The sequence below is a fragment of the Myxococcota bacterium genome, assembly GCA_039030075.1.
Taxonomy (GTDB): domain Bacteria; phylum Myxococcota_A; class UBA9160; order UBA9160; family SMWR01; genus JAHEJV01.
This window is the reverse complement of the sequence record JBCCEW010000026.1, coordinates 37,957-55,352: the sequence shown is the minus strand read 5'-3', so window position 1 is coordinate 55,352 and position 17,396 is coordinate 37,957. Positions and strand designations below refer to the sequence as shown.

The following is a 17,396-nucleotide window of genomic DNA, read 5'->3' as shown; positions in this document are numbered from 1 at the left end:
CGGAGGGCGTGGCGGAAGACGCGAAGAAACGCAGCAGTGGCTGGGGGCCGTACTGGTACCCGATGCTGGCGTTCCTGCTGCTCGTCGAGATCGGCGCCCGGGCCCCGGAGGTCCTCCAGCCGCTCTTCCTGACGCTGAAGGTCGCGGCGCCGCTCGGGTTCTTCACGTATTTCTGGCTCCGCGGGGCGTACCCGGAGCTGCGCGGAGCCCGCTGGGGCGCTCTGGCGGTCGCAGACATCGTCGTCGGGCTGGTCGGCGCCGGGCTCTGGATGGTGCCCCTGGTGGCCTGGGACAGCCTCCGCCCCGAAGACGCGGGCTTCGATCGCTTCCAGCTGGGCGAGGCCGGCGTGGCCGTCACGCTGGCGATTCGGGGCGTCGGCTACTTCGGGGTCACGCCCTTCGTCGAGGAGCTCTTCGTCCGGAGCTGGCTGATGCGCTTCGTCGAGGTCTTCGACCGCAAGGGCGACTTCCGCAAGGTGCCGATCGCGAAGTTCGGCTGGCGCAGCTTCATCGTCGTCATGATCTACTTCGTCTTCAGCCACGTGAGCTGGGAGTGGGGGATCATGTTCGGCTGGTCACTGCTGACGATGCTCTGGTTCTACTACCGGAAACACCTGGCCCCGCTCGTGCTCGTGCACGCGGTCACCAACGGCGCGATCTTCTTCTTCGTCCTGCTCTTCGACGAGCAGTTCACCGACAGCGCCGGCGAGGCGATCTCGCTGTGGTTCTTCCTCTAGGGGCCCCGGCGGGCAGGCTAGAGGGCGCCGCGGTGCCCCTGGCGGACTCGGCGCGCGACGTCGGTCAGCTCGACGAGGGCCTTGTGGGCGATCTCGCCGTTGCGCTCCTGGGCAGCCGTACCGACCTCCTCGGCGCTGCGACGCAGCGGGAGGTAGCCGCAGCGCTCTGCGTCGGTGGCCAGATGCGCGGCCCGCTGCTCGAGGCTGCGGAAGTCGCCGCCGGCTTCGAGGTCCTGGAGTTCGTCGACGCGCTCGGCGAGCGCCAGCACGAAGCCGTCGATGGCCTCGGTGTGCTCGGGATCGTCGTCGTAACAGCTATGGATGGGACCCGTGGACGCCATGTCGCGCGTATCGGCCGGCCGCCCCGGGACCTGAACGCGCTGTCCCGGCGAGGAAGGTTCCGTGTTCAGGAACCCGCCAACCCCGACCGAAACGTTTCTCTGAGGAGGGCTTGACCCTGGACCGCCACGCGAAAGACACCTGGACCGTCTTCAAGATCCTCGGCGAGTTCGTCGAGGGCTTCGAGACCCTACGCCCTTTCTGGCCCTCGGTTTCGATCTTCGGAAGCGCCCGCGCGCGCCGCGGCTCGCCGTACTACGCGCAGGCCGTCGAGGTCTCCGAGGCGCTCTCGAAGGCCGGCTACGGGATCATCACCGGCGGCGGGCCCGGCATCATGGAGGCGGCCAACCGCGGCGCCCAGCGCGGCGACGGGCGCTCGATCGGCCTGAACATCCGGCTCCCCTTCGAGCAGGAGCCGAACGAGTACGCCGACACGATCATCAACTTCAACTACTTCTTCGCGCGGAAGGTGATGTTCGTGAAGTACGCCTGCGCGTTCGTCGGGCTGCCGGGGGGATTCGGCACCCTGGACGAGATCTTCGAGGCGCTCACGCTGAAGCAGACCGGGAAGATCCACGAGTTCCCGGTGATCCTCTACGGCTCCGAGTTCTGGGAAGGGCTGATCACCTGGCTCGAGGACCAGCCGCTGAAGAACCGCATGATCTCGCGCCGCGACCTGCGCCTGTTCCACGTCACCGACGACATCGAAGAAGTCGTCGAAATCATCGAGCGCAACCAGCGCCGCCGCCGCAAGCGACGCGGGCGCAACGGCCTCCGCGATACGCCCTAGGCGCGTTGCTGCATCCAAATGCCTCGCGCTGGCAGGCCTGTCGGGGGGATCCCCGAAAGCGTTGCTAGAAGGCTCCGCCAGCGACGGTTCGCGCGATGTTGAGGATCGGCTGGAAGGGGAAGAGCAAGGCCTGGACGGCGTAGCCCACCTTCGCCCACGCGGTCGGCTCGGCGTAGATGATGTCGCCGCCGTAGACCTGGATGTTCGTGCTCAGGTCGCCCTTGCGGATGGCCTGCATGTCGATCCGGAAGACCTGGGGCGGGTTGCCGTCGCGGACCACATAGATGTCGTCGTCCGACGCGAAGCGGGTGACACCGCCGACCGCGCCCAGTGCCTCGGCCACGCGCATCTGCTTGCCGATCGGGAAGGTGCGCGGCCCTGCGACTTCGCCGAGCACCGTGATGGTGGAGCTCTGGGCGTTGACCAGCCCGACGGTGACGACCGCGCCGCGCTTGAAGCGCGAGATCCGCTGCTGGATGTCGGCGGCGATCTGCTCGGTGGTGCGACCGCTCGCGACGACGTCACCCACGAGCTGCACGGTGATCTTGCCGTCGGGCCGCACGATCAGCTGCTCGGTGATGATCGGGTCGGGGAGGATGTTGACCACCAGGGCGTCGGGCGCGCCGACGCGGTAGTCGGGAAGATTCACGCCCGGGGACGGCGCCGGCTTCGGCGTCGTGCTGCAGGCGACGGAGAAGCTCGCCAAGAGCGCGAGACAGGCCACGCGCGCCAGGGCGCCTCGGGTCGGGTGATTCGTTCGCATCCTCTGGTTCCCCCTCCAAAAGCGACGCGGTCGCGCGTCTCGGCGCTGGAGGAGTACCGCACTCCGGCACCAAATGGCAGGCGAAGGCGCGCTCGATCCTGCGCGGCGGCTGCTCGCGCCGGACCTCAGTCCCGCTGGAACGAGAACTTGGTGTGCCCGATCTGGATCTCGTCACCGGGCGCAAGCTCGTGGGAGCGGATGCCCTTGCCGTTGACCTTCGTGCCGTTCGTGCTCTGCAGGTCTTCCACGACGTAGGCGTCGCATTCGCTGTCGAACAGGATCAACGCGTGCTCGCGCGAGATGTTCTCGTCGAGCAGCGTCACGTCGGTGGTCGGATTCCGGCCGATCAGGGTCTCTTCGGCCACGATCTCGTACTCGAGTCCTGCCGATTCGCCGTTGCTGATCACGATCTTTGCCGCCATTGCCCCCCCGAAACCCGCGGTCGCTTCCCGTTTCGGCGCGCCCCGGGGCGCTCTTGAGGCCCCAGAGCGCAGATGAGGCGGATCCAGAGCGGGGCTAGAGGCGCCGGTGGGCGAGGGCGGGCAGCTTCTGGCGCACCCGCGCGAGGTGGGCCCGGGAGCAGTCCGCCACGGCGATCCCCGGAGCGTCGGCGAGCTGGGCCAAGATCACTCCCCAGGGGTCCACGATCAGCGAGCGACCGTAGCTGGCGCGATCCGGGCTGTGCTGTCCGCACTGGGCCGCGGCCAGGACGAAGGCCTGGTTCTCGATCGCCCGCGCCCGCAACAGCACCTCCCAGTGGTCGCGGCCCGTCGCGGGTGCGAAGGCACTCGGCACCAAGAGCCACTGGGCGCCGCGCGCGGCCTGGGTGCGGTAGAGCTCGGGGAAGCGCAGGTCGTAGCAGACCGACAATCCGATTCCGCCGATCTCGGTGTCGGCCACCACCACCTCGTCGCCGGGCGCGATGCTCTTCGACTCCTGGTAGGTGCCGCCCCCCGCGTCACCCAGATCTACGTCGAAGAGGTGGATCTTCCGGTAGACGGCCTCGGTCGCGCCGTCGGGGCCGACCAACACGCTCGTGTTGTAGACGCGTTCGCTGTCCGTGACCTCGGCAATCGACCCGGCGGCGATCCGCACCTGGTGGAAGCGCGCCCAGTCGCGGACGTGTCCCAGGATCTCGCCCTCGACGTCCTGCGCGTGCGGAAACGTCTGCCCTTCGCGGCGCAGGAAAGGGAACATCTCGGGCAGCGCGATGAAGCGGGCACCTGCCGCGGCGGCCTCTCTCACGAGACCTTCGGCAACCGCGAGGTTGTCCGAGAGAACGTCCGTCGAGGTGAGCTGGACGACCGCGACGCGGAGCGCGTCGTCCACCGGGCTCAGCGGAAGTCGGCCGGGTTCACACCCGTACGCCGGATCACGTCGTAGAAGTCCTTGCGGTCCTTCTTCGCCAGGCGCGCGGCGCGGCTGATGTTGCCATCGCAACGTCGCAGCAGGCTCGTGACGTAGCGGCGTTCGAACGCGCGCTTCGCTTCCTTGAACGACGGCACTTCCTCGGCCTGGGCCGAGAGCATCAAGGCTTCGGCCGAGATCGCGCCGCTGCCCGCCAGCCGCAGGGCCTGGCCGATGCGCTCGGAGAGCTCGCGGACGTTTCCGGTCCAGCGCTCCGCCGTCAGGGCGGCGCGTGCCTCGGTGGTGAAGCCGACCGGCTGGACCTTCAGGTCCTCTGCGTGCAGACGCAGGAAGTGGGTAGCCAACGGCAGGATGTCATCGCCGCGTTCTTCCAGGCTCGGCATCTCGATGGTGTGGTGCGCGAGATCGCGGAAGGGAGAGGGCGAGAGCGGAGCCCGCGAGACCAGGATCACGCGCGCCCGCAGCGCCAGCGGCGTGCCGTCGCCTTCGCGCTCGAAGCGGCCGTCCTCGAGGCCCTTGCTGAAGGCCTGGAGCAGGTTGCCGGGCAGGGCGTCGGCGTGGTCGATCATCACCGTGCCCCCGGCGGCCCGCTGGAGCGCGCCGTCGTGAGCTTCGGGGAAGTTCGGATAGGTGGAGGCCGCGCAACCGAAGAGTTCGCGTCCGAGTAGCGCCTCGGCAACGCCAACACAGGACACCACCACGAACGGGCCCCCTGCACGGGTGCTCCAGCTGTGGATGGCGCGCGCGGTGTGTTCCTTGCCGGACCCCTCGGGCCCGTGGATGTGCACCGGCAGCTCGGAAGCGGCGGCGCCCACCGCCTTCTCTACGACATCCTGGATGGCGCGCGAAGCGCCGACGATGCGATCGCTGCGTCGACGTCCGGTGGCGCGCTCCGCGCCGTGCGACACTGCGTCGAGTCGCCCTGCGGTCTCCGTCATCGTGATGATCTCCCCCGCCCCTGGTCAGGCAGCAAAGCTATGGAGTACCAGGGTGTTCTGTCAATCCAATTGCACCCAAAACCCCTGCGAAACACGAGAAGAAGCGTTTCGCGTCGCCAATTCCGGGGATTGACGCGATAGTCTGCAACGTGGTACGGGCGCGGCGGCGCTCGGGTGGTTGTGGGGGAGCGGTGAGCGACGCGGGCCGGACGCGCGATCGAAGAGAAGTCAGGTCCACGGAACCCGCAGGGGCACACGAGCGACCGGCTTCAAGGGCGGTGCAGCGTCTTCCGAGCGCACTCATCGATCAGATCGCGGCCGGCGAGGTCGTCGAGCGGCCCGCCTCCGTGGTGAAGGAGCTGCTGGAGAACGCGCTGGATGCGGGCGCCCAGCGGCTGCGAGTCGAGCTGCGGGACGGAGGCCGTGCCTTCATCGCGGTCACCGATGACGGCGTCGGGATGTCGCGGGACGACGCGCTCCTGGCGCTCGAGCGCCACGCCACCAGCAAGCTCCGCACGGCCGAGGATCTGGTACGCATCGCGAGCTTCGGGTTCCGCGGCGAAGCGCTGCCCGCGATCGCCTCGGTCTCGAAGTTTCGCCTGAAGACTCGTCGCCAGAGTGACGAGGTCGCTACGGAAATCCGCGTCGAAGGCGGTGGAGAACGCGAGCCGCGAGAGGCCGGCGGTCCGGTCGGGACGCGGGTCGAGGTGGCCGAGCTGTTCTGGAACGTGCCCGCGCGGCGCAAGTTCTTGAAGACCGCGAACACCGAGTGGGGGCACGCGACCGATTGGATCGCCCGCACCGCGCTTGCGCTGCCCGGCGTCCACATCGACGTCATTCGCGACGACCGACCGGCCTGGTCCTGGCCCGCCGTTTCCGACCCGCTGGATCGCCTCGCCGTGGTGCTGGGCGAGGCCGAAGCCGAGGCGCTGGTGCCCGTAGCCTCCGAGGAAGGGCGGGTTCGGGTCCACGGCTGGGTCTCCCGCCCCGATCGCCACCGCCGCAACCTCTCCGGCGTCTATTGGTTCGTGAACGGCCGTCCCGTCCGCGACCGGACGCTGCAGCACGCCCTGGTCGACTGCTATCGCGATGCACTCCCGCGCGGGCGTTTCCCGAGCGCCGTGCTGTTCCTGGAGCTGCCGCCCGAGGCGGTCGACGTCAACGTCCACCCGGCGAAGTGGGAGGTGCGCTTCGCCGATGGCCGCTCGGCCCACCGCTGGGTCCGCCAGGCCGTCCGGGATGGCTTCGCCGGGCGACGCTGGCTCGCCGCCGACCCCGGGGCCTCCGCTGTGGTGTCGAGCACGCCGTCTCAGACCACCCACCCCTCCGAGGCGAGGTGGGCAGGGGGCGCAGGGCCGCCACCTGCCGCCTCGGGAGAGCGCCCCGGTGGGTTTCCGAGCGCGACCGCCGGTGCGGCTGCGAGCGGCGCCACGGATTGGCTCTTCGCCCGGGACGCGGGCGAGCCCGCGGCCCCCGCGGCCGAGGCGCGTGTCCGCTTCGGGGATCTGCGGCTGCTGGGCCAGACCCAGGCGACCTACCTGATCGTCGAAGGCAAGGAAGAGCTCTTGCTCGTGGACCAGCACGCGGCCCACGAGCGGATCCTCTACGAGCAGCTGCGCGCCCACTGGCTCGAGCACGGGGTCGAGCGTCAGGGGCTGCTCACGCCGCTTGCCGTCCAGCTCGAGCCGCAGGCGATGGCGGTACTGACGGGAGCCCTGGAGGACGCGCTGCGCCTCGGGTTCGAGCTCGAGCCCTTCGGCGAAGACACCATGGCGATCCGCAGCGTGCCGGCACTGCTCGCCGACCGCGATCCCGCCCAGCTGCTGCGCGGCCTGGCGGATGCATGGCTGGAAGGCGAGAGCGGTCGCTCCGGAGAGGCCGCCGACGTTCGGGTGCTGGAAGCGGCGGACCGAGTCTTCGCGACGCTGGCCTGCCACGCCGCACGACGCAAAGGCGACCACCTCGACCCCCGCGAACAGCAGGCGCTGCTCGACGGCCTCGATGCGGTCCCCTGGGCCCCGACCTGTCCGCATGGACGCCCGGTCGTGGTGCCGTTCTCGCTGGCCGAGATCGAGCGTCGTTTCGGCAGGCGCTAGGTCCAGGCGCCGACGCCGCGTTCGACTAGGCTCCCGCCGTGACTGCGAGCCCCCCGCGAAATCCGGTGGTGGTCCTGACCGGACCGACCGCCAGCGGCAAGACGTCCCTGGCCATCGCCTTGGCGAACCGCTTCGACGGCGAGATCGTCAACGCGGACTCGATGCAGGTGTATCGCGGGCTCGACATCGGAACCGCGAAGCCCACGATCGAAGAGCGTGCCGCGGTCCCGCACCACCTGATCGACGTGGTCGCCCCCGACCAGACCTTCTCCGCTGGGCGCTATGCGCGCGCGGCCCGGGCTGCGATCGCCGGCATCCAGGAGCGGGGGCATCGCCCCTTCCTGGTGGGAGGCACGGGCCTCTACATCCGTGCGGTCCTGCACGGGTTGATCGATGGGGTGGAGGCCGAACCCGAGCTCCGCGAACAGCTCGAGACCGAAGCGGCCGAGGCTGCGGCCGCAGGCGACCCCGGGCGGCTCCACCGCCGTCTCGCGGATCAGGACCCGGATGCCGCCGCCCGCATCCATCCCAACGACACGCGACGCGTCGTGCGGGCACTGGAGATCGCGACCGAGACCGGGCGGGGCGCCAGCCAGGTGCGCGGTGACCACGGCTTCGACGACTCGCCCTACGACACGCTGCACCTGGCGCTCGATTGGGAACGCGAAGCGCTCTACGAGCGCATCGACCGCCGCTGCGAAGCGATGATCGAACAGGGGTTGCTCCGGGAGCTCCGCGGCCTCGCGAAGGCGGGTTACGGCCCCGAGCTCCGATCGATGAAGGCCATTGGATACCGACACGTGTGGCCGGTGGTCCGCGGTGAGGACACGCTCGCGAGCGCCCTCGTCACATTGCAGCGCGACACGCGCCACTTCGCGCGACGCCAGCTCACCTGGTTGCGCAAGGTGCCGGACGTCGTCTGGGTGGACCCGCGCGATCCCGAGGCGATCGCGGCTCGGGTTGCCGCGTTCTTCGAGGGCGAGGCTCAGCCGCCGGTCGAGGCGTCGGCGGGCCCTTCGGGCCGGGTGTAGTCGACGCCCGCGCGCAGCGGCACCCGCGGCGTGTCCACTTCGAGGAGGGCGTGCCCGCGCTCCGCCGGGTCGAAGAGCGGGTTCAGGTCCCGCTCGAAGAAGAAGAGGCCCAGGCCGGGCGCGAACTCGAGCAGGCCGGCGGTTTCGCGGATCACCGCGCCCAGCGCCTGGAGGCTCGTGTTCCAGGCGAGACCCGGCACCAGGAAGCCCACGCGGACCGCCCACGGGTCGTCCCCGGCGGTCCAATGGCGCTGAATCGAATCGGCCGCGACGATTGGCGCCAGTGCGAGATCTACCGGCGCGAGCACCACGTTCTGGAGAGATCGCTGGAGGGTTGTCGGGGAAGCCCAAGCCACTGCTGGGATTCCGACGCATAGGAGTAGGGTGGCCAGACACGCCCGCACGCTCCGACCGCGCGCCCCTCGGTGCTGTGAAGCTGCGACCATGGTTCGCTGCATCGGTCGCCCCCCGTCGCCAGTGAACGGGGGAACCCTCCCGGCCGGCGGATCGCCTGTCAAGCCGCCGCGCGGCGACCACCGCGGTACTCTCCGCCGCCTTCGGAGATTCCATGCCGCCGCCGCCCGCCGCGCTGCCGATCGTCGCGATCGTCGGGCGCCCCAACGTCGGAAAATCGACCCTCTTCAATCGCTACGCCGGACGCCGGCGCGCGCTGGTCGAGGACCGCCCGGGGATCACGCGGGATCGGATCGCCGAGGAGGTCCTGGTCGAGGACCGCGCGATCCTGCTCGTCGATACCGCCGGCCTCGACCCCGAGGCCGAGGCGGGACTGCCGGCTGCGGTGCAGGCCCAGGCTCAGAGCGCGATCGAGGACGCCGACGCCATCCTGTGGGTGGCCGATGCGCAGGTCGGCGTGCTCCCGGATGACGAGGATCTCGGGAGGATGCTGCGGCGCACCGCGAAGCCCGTCAGTCTGGTCGTGAACAAAGTCGACATCCCCGCCCACGCCGATCGCGTCGGCGAGTTCCACGGGCTCGGCTTTGAACGGACCCGCGGCGTCTCGGCCGAACACGGCGGCGGCGCCTGGGATGCCCTCGAAGAGATCGTCGCCCTGCTGCCTCAGGCACCCGAGCCACCCGCGGAAGAGGAGCCGTCGCTGCGCGTGGCGGTGATCGGTCGGCCGAACGTCGGGAAGAGCTCGCTGGTCAACCACTTGGCCGGTGACGAACGCGTCGTGGTTTCCGACGTCCCCGGCACGACCCGCGACGCGATCGACGTTCGCTTCGAGCACAAGGGACAGGTCTACACCCTCGTCGACACGGCCGGTCTGCGTCGGCCCGGACGGCGGGCGGAAACCGCGGAACGGGTCAGCGCACTGATGACCGTTCGCGCGCTAGAGCGCGCCGACGTGGCCCTCTTGCTCGTCGATGCCTCCGAGGGGCCGACGGATCAGGACGCGAAGGTGGGGCGGCTCGCGCGCGATCGCGGAGTCGCCACGTTGATCGTGGCGAACAAGTGGGACCAGATCCGCGACGCCGACCGCAAGGAGGAAGTGCGCAAGGACATCGCCCACGGGCTGCGCTTCATGGCCGACGCACCGGTGGTGCCGGCTTCGGCGAAGACCGGCTCGGGGGTGATGGCGCTCTTTCCCCGGCTCGCGGCTCTCCGGGCCGCGGCCGAGCGCCGGGTGCCCACCGCGGAGCTGAACCGCTGGCTCGAACAAGCGGTCGCCCGTCATGAGCCCGCGATGGCCCAGCGCGGAACCCGCCGACGCCCCCTGAAGTTCTTCTACGCCACCCAGACCTCCGTGCGACCCCCGACCTTCACGCTCTTCTGCACCGAGCCCGAGGCAGTCCAGCCCTCGTACCGACGATTCCTCGAGAACCGGCTGCGCGAGGCCTTCGACTTCGCCGGGACGCCGATCCGGATCCGGCTCCGGGCCCGCTCCGAAAAAGCCCGCCGTCGCTGAGCGAAGCCGTCCCTGCGCGATACAATCCGCGGCCCTGGAACCGCCAGGGACGGGGAGGAGCGATGGCTCGCAAAGAGCAGGGCGTCGCCGCCGAAACGCTCGAGGAGATCGAGGGCGCGGCGGACAAGCTCAGCGATTGGCTGCAAGAGAACTTCTGGCTGGTCATGACCGGCGTGGGCGGGCTCCTGCTGCTGGCCGGCGTCGGCGCCTGGGTCGGCTCGGCCCAGGAATCGAGCGAGCAGGAGGCCTCCGCGGCGCTGGCCAAGGGCCGCGAGGACTATCTCTCGGCGATGGGGGCGCCTCCGGGCTCCTTGGAGGTCCCCGAGCTGGCCAACCCCGAGGCCGCGGCCCAGATCCGGGCCGAGTACGAAGAGCGCTTCAGCAGCGTCGCCCAGGACTTCGCGGGCACCGTCTCCGGGACGCTCGCGGCGATCGAGAGCGCGCGCCTCACCGAGGGCGAGGCCGCGCAGTCCCATCTCGAGAGCGCCCTGGCCGACGCCACCGGGCCGGTGCGGGGGATGGTCCTGCAGGGACTGGCCCAGCGCCTGGAAGAGGGCGGCGACTGGGCCGGGGCGGCGGCCCGCCACGAGGAAGCGGCGGGTGTGGGCGACTATCCGCTGCGCGACTGGGCGCTGGCCGACGCGGCCCGCAGCTGGGCCCAGGCCGGCGAGCCCGAGAAGGCGCTGGGGCTCTACGACCGCCTCGAGCGCGAGGCCCCGGACCTGTCCCTGCCGAGCCACCAAGAGGCCCAGGCGCTGGAGCTGCGCGCCGCGGCCAGCCGCTAGCGACGCTCGCGCTCACGGGCCCAGGGTAAGGTTGGCCTTTCCGAGAGCCGAAAGGACGCGCATGCGAGCCCACCGCCGTTTCTGCACGCGTTCCGAGACCCGATCCGCGCGGGCGCGATCGTGAACGTCCTCGTCACTGGAGGCGCCGGCTACGTCGGCAGCCACGCCGTCGCCCAGCTGCTCGCCGCCGGCCACGACGTGCGCGTCTGGGACAACCTGTCCCGCGGACACGCGGCTTCGATCCCGGCCGAACTCCTGATCCGCGGCTCGCTCTCCGAGCGCGAGCGACTGACGAGCGTCCTCCGCGAGCACCGCATCGACGCCGTGATGCACTTCGCCGCCTATGCCCTCGTGGCCGAGTCGGTCGCCAACCCGTCGCTCTACTACGAGAACAACGTGCTCGGAACGCTGTCGCTGCTCGACGCGATGCACGATGCAGACGTCGGTCGCATCGTGTTCTCGAGCACCTGCGCGACCTACGGCATCCCCGAGAAGGTGCCGATCTCGGAAGACACGCCCCAGGCGCCGGTCAACCCCTACGGCTACACGAAGCTGGTGATCGAACGGGCGCTCGCCGACTACGCCCACGCCTATGGTCTGGGCTATGCCGCGCTTCGCTACTTCAACGCCTGTGGTGCCGATCCCGAGGCCCGCCGCGGCGAAGACCACGAGCCCGAGACCCACGCGATCCCCCTGGCACTGCTCGCGGCGCTCGGCAAGCGCGACGGCTTCACGATCCTCGGCACCGACTACCCGACGCCCGACGGCACCTGCGTTCGCGACTACGTGCACGTCGACGACCTCGCCGACGCCCACCTGCGCGCCCTCGATCGCCTGCGTCCGGGCGAAGGCCTGCGCTTGAATCTGGGCACGGGGCGCGGCTTCAGCGTGCGCGAAGTGGTCGACTCGGCGCAGCGCGTGTCGGGTCGAGACATCCCGGTCACGACCGGGGATCGCCGCCCCGGCGACCCGCCGGAACTCGTTGCGGACCCGACCCGAGCCCAGCAGGTGCTCGGCTGGAAGCCGCGCTACACGGAGATCGACGCGATCATGGAAACCGCCTGGCACTGGCATGAGACCCACCCCGACGGCTACGCCGGGAGCGCCTCGTGACGCGCGTCCTCGTCACCGGCGGCGCCGGCTTCCTCGGCTCCCATCTCTGCGATCGCCTGCTCGAGGACGGTCACGACGTGATCAGCCTCGACAACTTCTTCACGGGCGCGAAGCGCAACATCGCGCACTTGAACGGGCATCCGCATTTCGAGTCGATCCGTCACGACGTCACCGAGCCGATCCTGCTCGAGGTCGACTGGATCTTCAATCTGGCGTGCCCGGCGTCGCCGATCCACTACCAGTACAACCCGATCAAGACGATCAAGACCTCGGTCATGGGCGCGCTGAACATGCTCGGGCTCGCGAAACGCGTGGGCGCGCGCATCCTGCAGGCCAGCACCAGCGAGGTCTACGGCGATCCGGACATCCACCCCCAGCCCGAGTCCTATTGGGGCAGGGTGAACCCGATCGGCATCCGCTCGTGCTACGACGAAGGGAAGCGCTGCGCCGAGGCGCTCTTCAGCGACTACCACCGCGCCAACGACGTCGACATCCGGATGATCCGGATCTTCAACACCTATGGTCCCCGCATGGCGCTCGACGACGGCCGCGTCGTCTCGAACTTCGTCTGCCAGGCGTTGTCGGACGAGCCGATGACGATCTACGGCGAGGGCTCCCAGACGCGTTCGTTCTGCTACCGCGACGATCTCGTCGAGGGCATGCTGCGCCTGATGCGCTACGAGGGCGACGACGCCCACCTGCCGATGAACATCGGCAACCCCGGCGAGTTCTCGATCCTGCAGCTGGCGGAAGCGGTGCAGGAGCTGGTCGGCAGCAAGGCCGGCATTCAGCGCGAGCCGCTCCCGGCAGACGATCCGACCCAGCGCCAGCCCGATATCTCCCGTGCGAAGGAGAAGCTCGGCTGGGAGCCGACGATCCCGCTGAAGCAGGGTCTCGAGCGCACGATCGAGAACTTCCGCGAGCGCCTGGACGCCGGTGAGCCGCGCGAGGGCTACCTCGGCCGACGCGTGGCGCAGACCTAGACGGTTGCTTTCGCGCGCTCAGGCCTTGTAGCCGTAGCGCGCCAGACGCGGTTCCACGGCGCGGGCGAAGCGCGCGAGTTCGCGGTCCTTCTGATAGGCGAAGGCCCGCGACGGCTTCACCGATGCAGCCACCCGGGCCACGGCCTCGGGGGTCGTGTCGATGCCGCAGAACGCGGCGATCGGCCCGAGCTCGTTCGCCGGGTCGGCGAGCAGCTTCTCGTAGTGCACTTCGAGGGTCTGTTCGGGGTAGAGGGCGAGGTAGCGGGAGACCTGGCGGTTGTAGAGCTCCCACATCGAGAAGCCCCGCCCGAGGAAGGCGGCGCGCAGGTCGGCGAAGCCGCGGTCCTTCTGCTTGAAACGGTAGAGCCAGCGCCGCTTGCGGTAGCTCTCCTCGGCCCGGTCGAACATCCAGCGATGGCGGGTGCGCAGACTGGCCGCGACGTCGACGCCGTGACGGCGCAGACACACGACCCGCGCGTTCGGGAACACGGCGAGCCAATTGGGGAGCGTGATCGTGGTGAGCGGATCCTTCCAACCCCAGGGCTCATCGATCCGGCTCAGGCCGCGGTAGCGCCAGTAGCGCTTCCATCCGAGGAACCGAAAGGCCCGCGGCGAATCGATCGACACGCGCAGGTAGTCGTTGTGCAGCTCCATCAGGCGCCGGTGTCGGCGCGCGAGCAGATAGGAGTCGGGGAACTCGACGTTGCCCCCGCTGTACTCGACCATCCACTCGTTGAGCCGGCGGAAGAACAGCGACTCGCCGTTCCACTCCTGGTCCACACCCATGAAGGCGCCGAGGGCCTCGAGCAGGCCGCCACTCATGGTCGTACCCGAGCGCAGCATACCGATCACGATGATCGGCGATCGCGGGCTGCTCATCGTACGGGGCTCCGGGATTCGTGGCGGCGGCGCTGGGACAAGCGCCAGCCGCGCAGGAGCTTCGCCGCGAGCTGCACGGGGCGGGACTGGGGATCGAGGATCGGGCCCTGGGGTTCGAGCCAAGTGGCAGGTTCGGGGTGCGAGTGCCGCATCACCGAGAGGAAGCGATCCCAATAGCCCGGATCCATCGCGTCGTGATAGTGGAGCACGCGCGCGGCCTCGAGGACATCGTCCCCGCGCTCTTCGTCCAGGTAGCTCGCCACCGCGTAGTTGTGGGACTCCGGGAGCTCGGTATAGGCGAGCCCCTTGCGGACCATCGCGAAGCCCAGCGCCATCTGTTCGAGCCAGTGCACGCCGTTCGCCGGCAGACCGAAGCCCGCGTCGAGCAGTCGGTCGCAGCAGTGGAGGTAGTCGGCGGCGAGCCCGGTGTCGCGCCGGTACCCGAAGACGCCGGCCTGCCAGTAGAGACGAATCCGCCGCTGGGTGACGTGGGCCGTGATCCAGGGCAGGTCGTAGAGGCCGACGTCCACGATCTCGCAGGCTTTCGCCCAGTGCGGCTCGTGGGGGTCGCCGGGCCCGGTGGTGCCGATGATGTCGTGACCCGGCGCCGCCGCGATGAAGTCGTAGCCATCTTCGAGCGCGAACTCTTCGGGCTCGTCGAGGACGAGCAGGTCACAGTCCAGCCACGCCATGAAGGGCGTGTCCGCCTGCTCCTCGGCGAGCTTCAGCGCCAGCGGCTTGTTGTAGAAGTGGTACCAGGTGTACGGCGATTTCTGCGGTGCGCGGATGTAGCGCACGTCGAGTGCGTCGAAGCGCCGCAACGTCTCCCGCGAGAGCGACGGTCCCTGGCGCGGCGTCACCGCGTAGAAGGGCACCTTCGCGTACTTCCCTCCGTAGCGGCGCAGGCTGTCGGCGAGACGCACCGTCATCGGCTCGAGGCGGCCCGCTTCGACACAGCAGACGAAGCTGAAGGGCGTGGCGTCAGTCGAACCCGGGGTCGAAGTCATGGGCAGCGGTCGTGTCCTGCGCGGGGCTCGCCTGGGGGCGAGAAGCGATGTTCCGGGGGGACACGACAGCGGGCTGCCGGCGTCCCCAGGTTAGGGGAGGGGGGTGCGGGGTGCGACGCCGCCCGGAGCGGGTGTGAGCACCGGGGGCGTCGCGGGGTCATCGGCTGGAGGGGCCTTGGACTTGCGCCGTCGGAGCCCCTTGGTCTGTCGCTCGGTGATCTCGGCGAGAGCGCCCACCAACGCCATCTGCAGGTACCAGATGAAGGTGAGCTGCCCGAAATAGGCCACCGCGAAGAAGATTGCCGTGTGGGTGAAGTGGGTCGCGCCGAGCGTCCAGGCGAAGCGTCGCTGGGGCGGGCTCAGGTAGCGGCTCTTGAACGAGCGGCCGACGAGCCGGAACGCAATCACGATGATTCCGATCAGCATGAACATCGCGACGATGCCGCCGTTGATCCCGGTCGCGACGTACTGGTTGGTGATGTCGTTCGCGTGAATGCGCCAGTGGTCGATGTTGGTGGTGCCGAGCATCCACCACTCGTCGAAGTACTGGATCGCCTTGTCGATCACTAGGTAGCGGTGATAGCCCGTCGACCCGCCGACCACGTTGATGCGCGCCAGCAGGTGCCAGACCGGCTTCTCGCGCACGAGATGCAGGAAGATGATCAGCGCGAGGCCGGCCCAGCGCAGCCAACGGAGATTGGTACGCAAGGGCCAGAGGCAGAGGGCGAGGGCTCCGAAGACCAGCGCGAGGAGCGGCGTGCTCGACGCCGAGAAGACCACGACGAAGAAGGCGCCCAGGTAGGAGAGCACCGCCCGCGACTTCTCCTTCTTCCACCAGAGCGAGAAGACGATCGGCGTCCAGCACGCGCCGAACACGCCCGCGAGGATCGGGTGGGCGATCGCGCCCTGACAGCGCAGGCGCCCGTCGCGCACGACGGTGTACTCGGGAACCCCTCCGATCGCCGAGAACAGGTTGCGTCCCGTCGTCCACTCGATGGCCATGAACACCGCGAAGATGCCGAGGCACCAGCCGACCAGGCGGACCGTCGTCCACATGTCGGTCCAGTTCATCAGCAGCAAGCGGGTGTAGAAGTAGATCCCCAGCAGGTCGAAGCCGGTGCCGAGCCGGTTCACGAACGCGGGCAGCGTCTGGTAGAGCAGGGTCTGGGTGACCAGGAAGATCACGGCCAGCGCCACGATGCCGATGTCCAGCGCGTTGATCTGGATGGGGCGGATCTCGCCGCGCCCGATCACCCGGGCGAACGCGAACAGGATCAGGATCCGGATCATCGAGAAGTCGAGCGTCGCGATCACCACCCGCTGATCCGCGGGAATGAAGATCGCGCCCGCCAGGATCGGGAGCAGCGCGAAGCGGCGGGGAGCCGCCAGCAGCGCCACCCCCAGCGCGAGCGTCAGGAGCAGGGCGAGGGGTTCGAGCTGGGAGCCCATGGGATCGCACCGGCCAAGAGGAAGACGTCTCCGGGAAGGGTCTCAGACCATTCGCCCTGCGGCGGCCAGGGCTTGAGCCGTCCGTTGCGCTTCGGGCGCATTCGGAAACCCGGAAGATACGTCGCCCGACCCGGCGTGGGGCGCGCGGGGCAGCGGGGCGTGAGGGGAGCGGCCCTCACGCGGGGAATCGGCGGCCGCGAGGTCCTCTGGCTAGGCCGCCAGCGGCGTGCGGCGGAACACCATGATCGTGTTCGAGTAGCAGGGGGTCACGCCCGCCTGCTCCCACTCGCGCTGCCAGCGACCCGCGGTCTCCGCGTCGAGCTTGTAGCCGCGCTTCTCGAACTTCTCGATCCAGTAGGCCCGGGGCTGCTCATTCACGTGGTCGGTGCCCGGCGGTCCGCCCGTGGGCTCCGCAGCGGTGAAGGCGATCTGGTCGGAGATCGCGGCCAGGAAGTCCACCAGCCGATCGGCGCAAGAGGCAGGCAGGTGCTCGGCGACCTCGGTACTGATCGCCAGATCGGCGCGCACCGACGGCGGCGCGTCCGTCTCGATGTCGAAGCGGGTCACCTCGAGGCCGCGGCTCTTGCAGACCTCGATCCCCGCGAGCGAGTACTCGAAGCCCTGACAGGAGGCGCCTCGCCCCTGGAGCGCCTGGAGCAGGAGGCCGGAACCGCAACCCACGTCCACGACCTTCGTCGGGGCGAAATCGCGCATGATGCTGTCGGCGATCGAGGGCGCCGAGTTGCGCATGTAACGGTCGACCACGTCGTCGTAGTAGTCGGCGTCGTAGATCTCGTCGTGGCTGGCAGTCCGCTCGAGGGTCGAGATCAGCCCTCGACGCAGCCCCTTGCCCGGCAGGTTCGTGAAGATCGCGTGCCGAATCTTCTTGGGAATCAGGGACTTATAGGTCGCCTTGACGACACTGTAGAGAGACATGAACGGTCCTCGTAACGGACGAATAGCAGGCTGGATGGCTTCTGAAAGAGTAAGTGGCAGACGGGCAGGGCTTGTGACGTTCCCGGGAAATCGTCGACTCCCCGCGGGTCCTGCTAGGCTCCGCCGGCTCCGAAAAGGCAACCGGCGGTGTGCCGATTTCGAGCGAGGCGCGGGGGGACGGAATTTTCCGGTGCGCTTGTGCGATGGATCACAGTCTCTACGGCCCGAATCCTCGAATAACCCTCACGCAAAGCG

At 69.3% G+C, this 17,396-nt stretch carries 18 protein-coding genes; 8 read left to right on the top strand and 10 right to left on the bottom strand.

Features of this window, described 5'->3' with window-relative positions:
- The first annotated feature begins 8 nt into the window (after positions 1 to 8).
- On the top strand, positions 9 to 737 hold the full coding sequence (locus AAF430_21870; GenBank protein ID MEM7412896.1) for a CPBP family glutamic-type intramembrane protease: 729 nt from the start codon (positions 9 to 11) through the stop codon (positions 735 to 737).
- 17 nt (positions 738 to 754) lie between these two features.
- On the opposite strand, the gene AAF430_21865 is transcribed toward AAF430_21870, so the two are convergent.
- A complete protein-coding gene (locus AAF430_21865; protein MEM7412895.1) occupies positions 755 to 1,078 on the bottom strand; it encodes a hypothetical protein in 324 nt (107 codons plus the stop codon).
- A 110-nt stretch (positions 1,079 to 1,188) separates the two neighbouring features.
- Between AAF430_21865 and AAF430_21860 the strand changes: the two genes are divergently transcribed.
- Positions 1,189 to 1,866, top strand: coding sequence for a TIGR00730 family Rossman fold protein (locus AAF430_21860; GenBank protein ID MEM7412894.1), 678 nt, complete (start codon positions 1,189 to 1,191; stop codon positions 1,864 to 1,866).
- Positions 1,867 to 1,930: 64 nt separating this feature from the next.
- Here the strand turns inward: AAF430_21860 and AAF430_21855 are convergent, their stop codons facing one another.
- The 4 genes from AAF430_21855 to AAF430_21840 form a co-directional block, all read right to left on the bottom strand.
- Positions 1,931 to 2,629 (bottom strand): polysaccharide biosynthesis/export family protein, encoded by a 699-nt coding sequence (locus AAF430_21855; GenBank protein ID MEM7412893.1) that lies wholly within the window; start codon positions 2,627 to 2,629, stop codon positions 1,931 to 1,933.
- Positions 2,630 to 2,754: 125 nt separating this feature from the next.
- Positions 2,755 to 3,051 carry an FHA domain-containing protein gene (locus AAF430_21850; protein MEM7412892.1) on the bottom strand — a complete coding sequence of 99 codons (297 nt, stop codon included), beginning with the start codon at positions 3,049 to 3,051 and terminating at the stop codon, positions 2,755 to 2,757.
- A gap of 94 nt (positions 3,052 to 3,145) precedes the next feature.
- Positions 3,146 to 3,958 carry a carbon-nitrogen hydrolase family protein gene (locus AAF430_21845; GenBank protein MEM7412891.1) on the bottom strand — a complete coding sequence of 271 codons (813 nt, stop codon included), beginning with the start codon at positions 3,956 to 3,958 and terminating at the stop codon, positions 3,146 to 3,148.
- 5 nt (positions 3,959 to 3,963) lie between these two features.
- Complete coding sequence (locus AAF430_21840; GenBank protein ID MEM7412890.1) at positions 3,964 to 4,935, bottom strand: sigma 54-interacting transcriptional regulator; 972 nt, start codon at positions 4,933 to 4,935, stop codon at positions 3,964 to 3,966.
- A 278-nt stretch (positions 4,936 to 5,213) separates the two neighbouring features.
- Between AAF430_21840 and mutL the strand changes: the two genes are divergently transcribed.
- On the top strand, positions 5,214 to 7,031 hold the full coding sequence (mutL, locus tag AAF430_21835; protein MEM7412889.1) for a DNA mismatch repair endonuclease MutL: 1,818 nt from the start codon (positions 5,214 to 5,216) through the stop codon (positions 7,029 to 7,031).
- Between the two features lie 38 nt (positions 7,032 to 7,069).
- Entirely contained in the window at positions 7,070 to 8,062 is a 993-nt protein-coding gene (miaA, locus tag AAF430_21830) for a tRNA (adenosine(37)-N6)-dimethylallyltransferase MiaA (GenBank protein ID MEM7412888.1), read from the top strand.
- On the opposite strand, the gene AAF430_21825 is transcribed toward miaA, so the two are convergent.
- Positions 8,017 to 8,370 carry a hypothetical protein gene (locus tag AAF430_21825; protein MEM7412887.1) on the bottom strand — a complete coding sequence of 118 codons (354 nt, stop codon included), beginning with the start codon at positions 8,368 to 8,370 and terminating at the stop codon, positions 8,017 to 8,019. The two genes, miaA and AAF430_21825, sit on opposite strands and share 46 nt — an antisense overlap.
- Positions 8,371 to 8,630: 260 nt before the next feature.
- Between AAF430_21825 and der the strand changes: the two genes are divergently transcribed.
- The 4 genes from der (at position 8,631) to AAF430_21805 (ending at position 12,870) form a co-directional block, all read left to right on the top strand.
- Positions 8,631 to 9,989 (top strand): ribosome biogenesis GTPase Der, encoded by a 1,359-nt coding sequence (gene der, locus AAF430_21820; GenBank protein MEM7412886.1) that lies wholly within the window; start codon positions 8,631 to 8,633, stop codon positions 9,987 to 9,989.
- 62 nt (positions 9,990 to 10,051) lie between these two features.
- Positions 10,052 to 10,774, top strand: a complete 723-nt coding sequence (locus tag AAF430_21815) for a hypothetical protein (GenBank protein ID MEM7412885.1) — start codon at positions 10,052 to 10,054, stop codon at positions 10,772 to 10,774.
- A gap of 120 nt (positions 10,775 to 10,894) precedes the next feature.
- On the top strand, positions 10,895 to 11,887 hold the full coding sequence (gene galE, locus AAF430_21810) for a UDP-glucose 4-epimerase GalE (GenBank protein MEM7412884.1): 993 nt from the start codon (positions 10,895 to 10,897) through the stop codon (positions 11,885 to 11,887).
- Complete coding sequence (locus tag AAF430_21805) at positions 11,884 to 12,870, top strand: UDP-glucuronic acid decarboxylase family protein (protein ID MEM7412883.1); 987 nt, start codon at positions 11,884 to 11,886, stop codon at positions 12,868 to 12,870. The genes galE and AAF430_21805 overlap by 4 nt, the downstream gene beginning before the upstream one ends.
- 18 nt (positions 12,871 to 12,888) lie before the next feature.
- Here AAF430_21805 and AAF430_21800 read toward each other — a convergent pair whose 3' ends face one another.
- The 4 genes from AAF430_21800 to AAF430_21785 form a co-directional block, all read right to left on the bottom strand.
- Positions 12,889 to 13,749 (bottom strand): sulfotransferase, encoded by an 861-nt coding sequence (locus tag AAF430_21800; protein ID MEM7412882.1) that lies wholly within the window; start codon positions 13,747 to 13,749, stop codon positions 12,889 to 12,891.
- A complete protein-coding gene (locus AAF430_21795) occupies positions 13,746 to 14,756 on the bottom strand; it encodes a hypothetical protein (GenBank protein MEM7412881.1) in 1,011 nt (336 codons plus the stop codon). Before AAF430_21795 ends, AAF430_21800 begins: the two co-directional genes overlap by 4 nt.
- Positions 14,757 to 14,846: 90 nt before the next feature.
- Positions 14,847 to 16,205: a hypothetical protein gene (locus tag AAF430_21790; GenBank protein MEM7412880.1), complete on the bottom strand. Its 1,359-nt coding sequence runs from the start codon at positions 16,203 to 16,205 to the stop codon at positions 14,847 to 14,849.
- A 210-nt stretch (positions 16,206 to 16,415) separates the two neighbouring features.
- Positions 16,416 to 17,141, bottom strand: a complete 726-nt coding sequence (locus AAF430_21785) for a methyltransferase domain-containing protein (protein ID MEM7412879.1) — start codon at positions 17,139 to 17,141, stop codon at positions 16,416 to 16,418.
- Between the last annotated feature and the right edge of the window lie 255 nt (positions 17,142 to 17,396).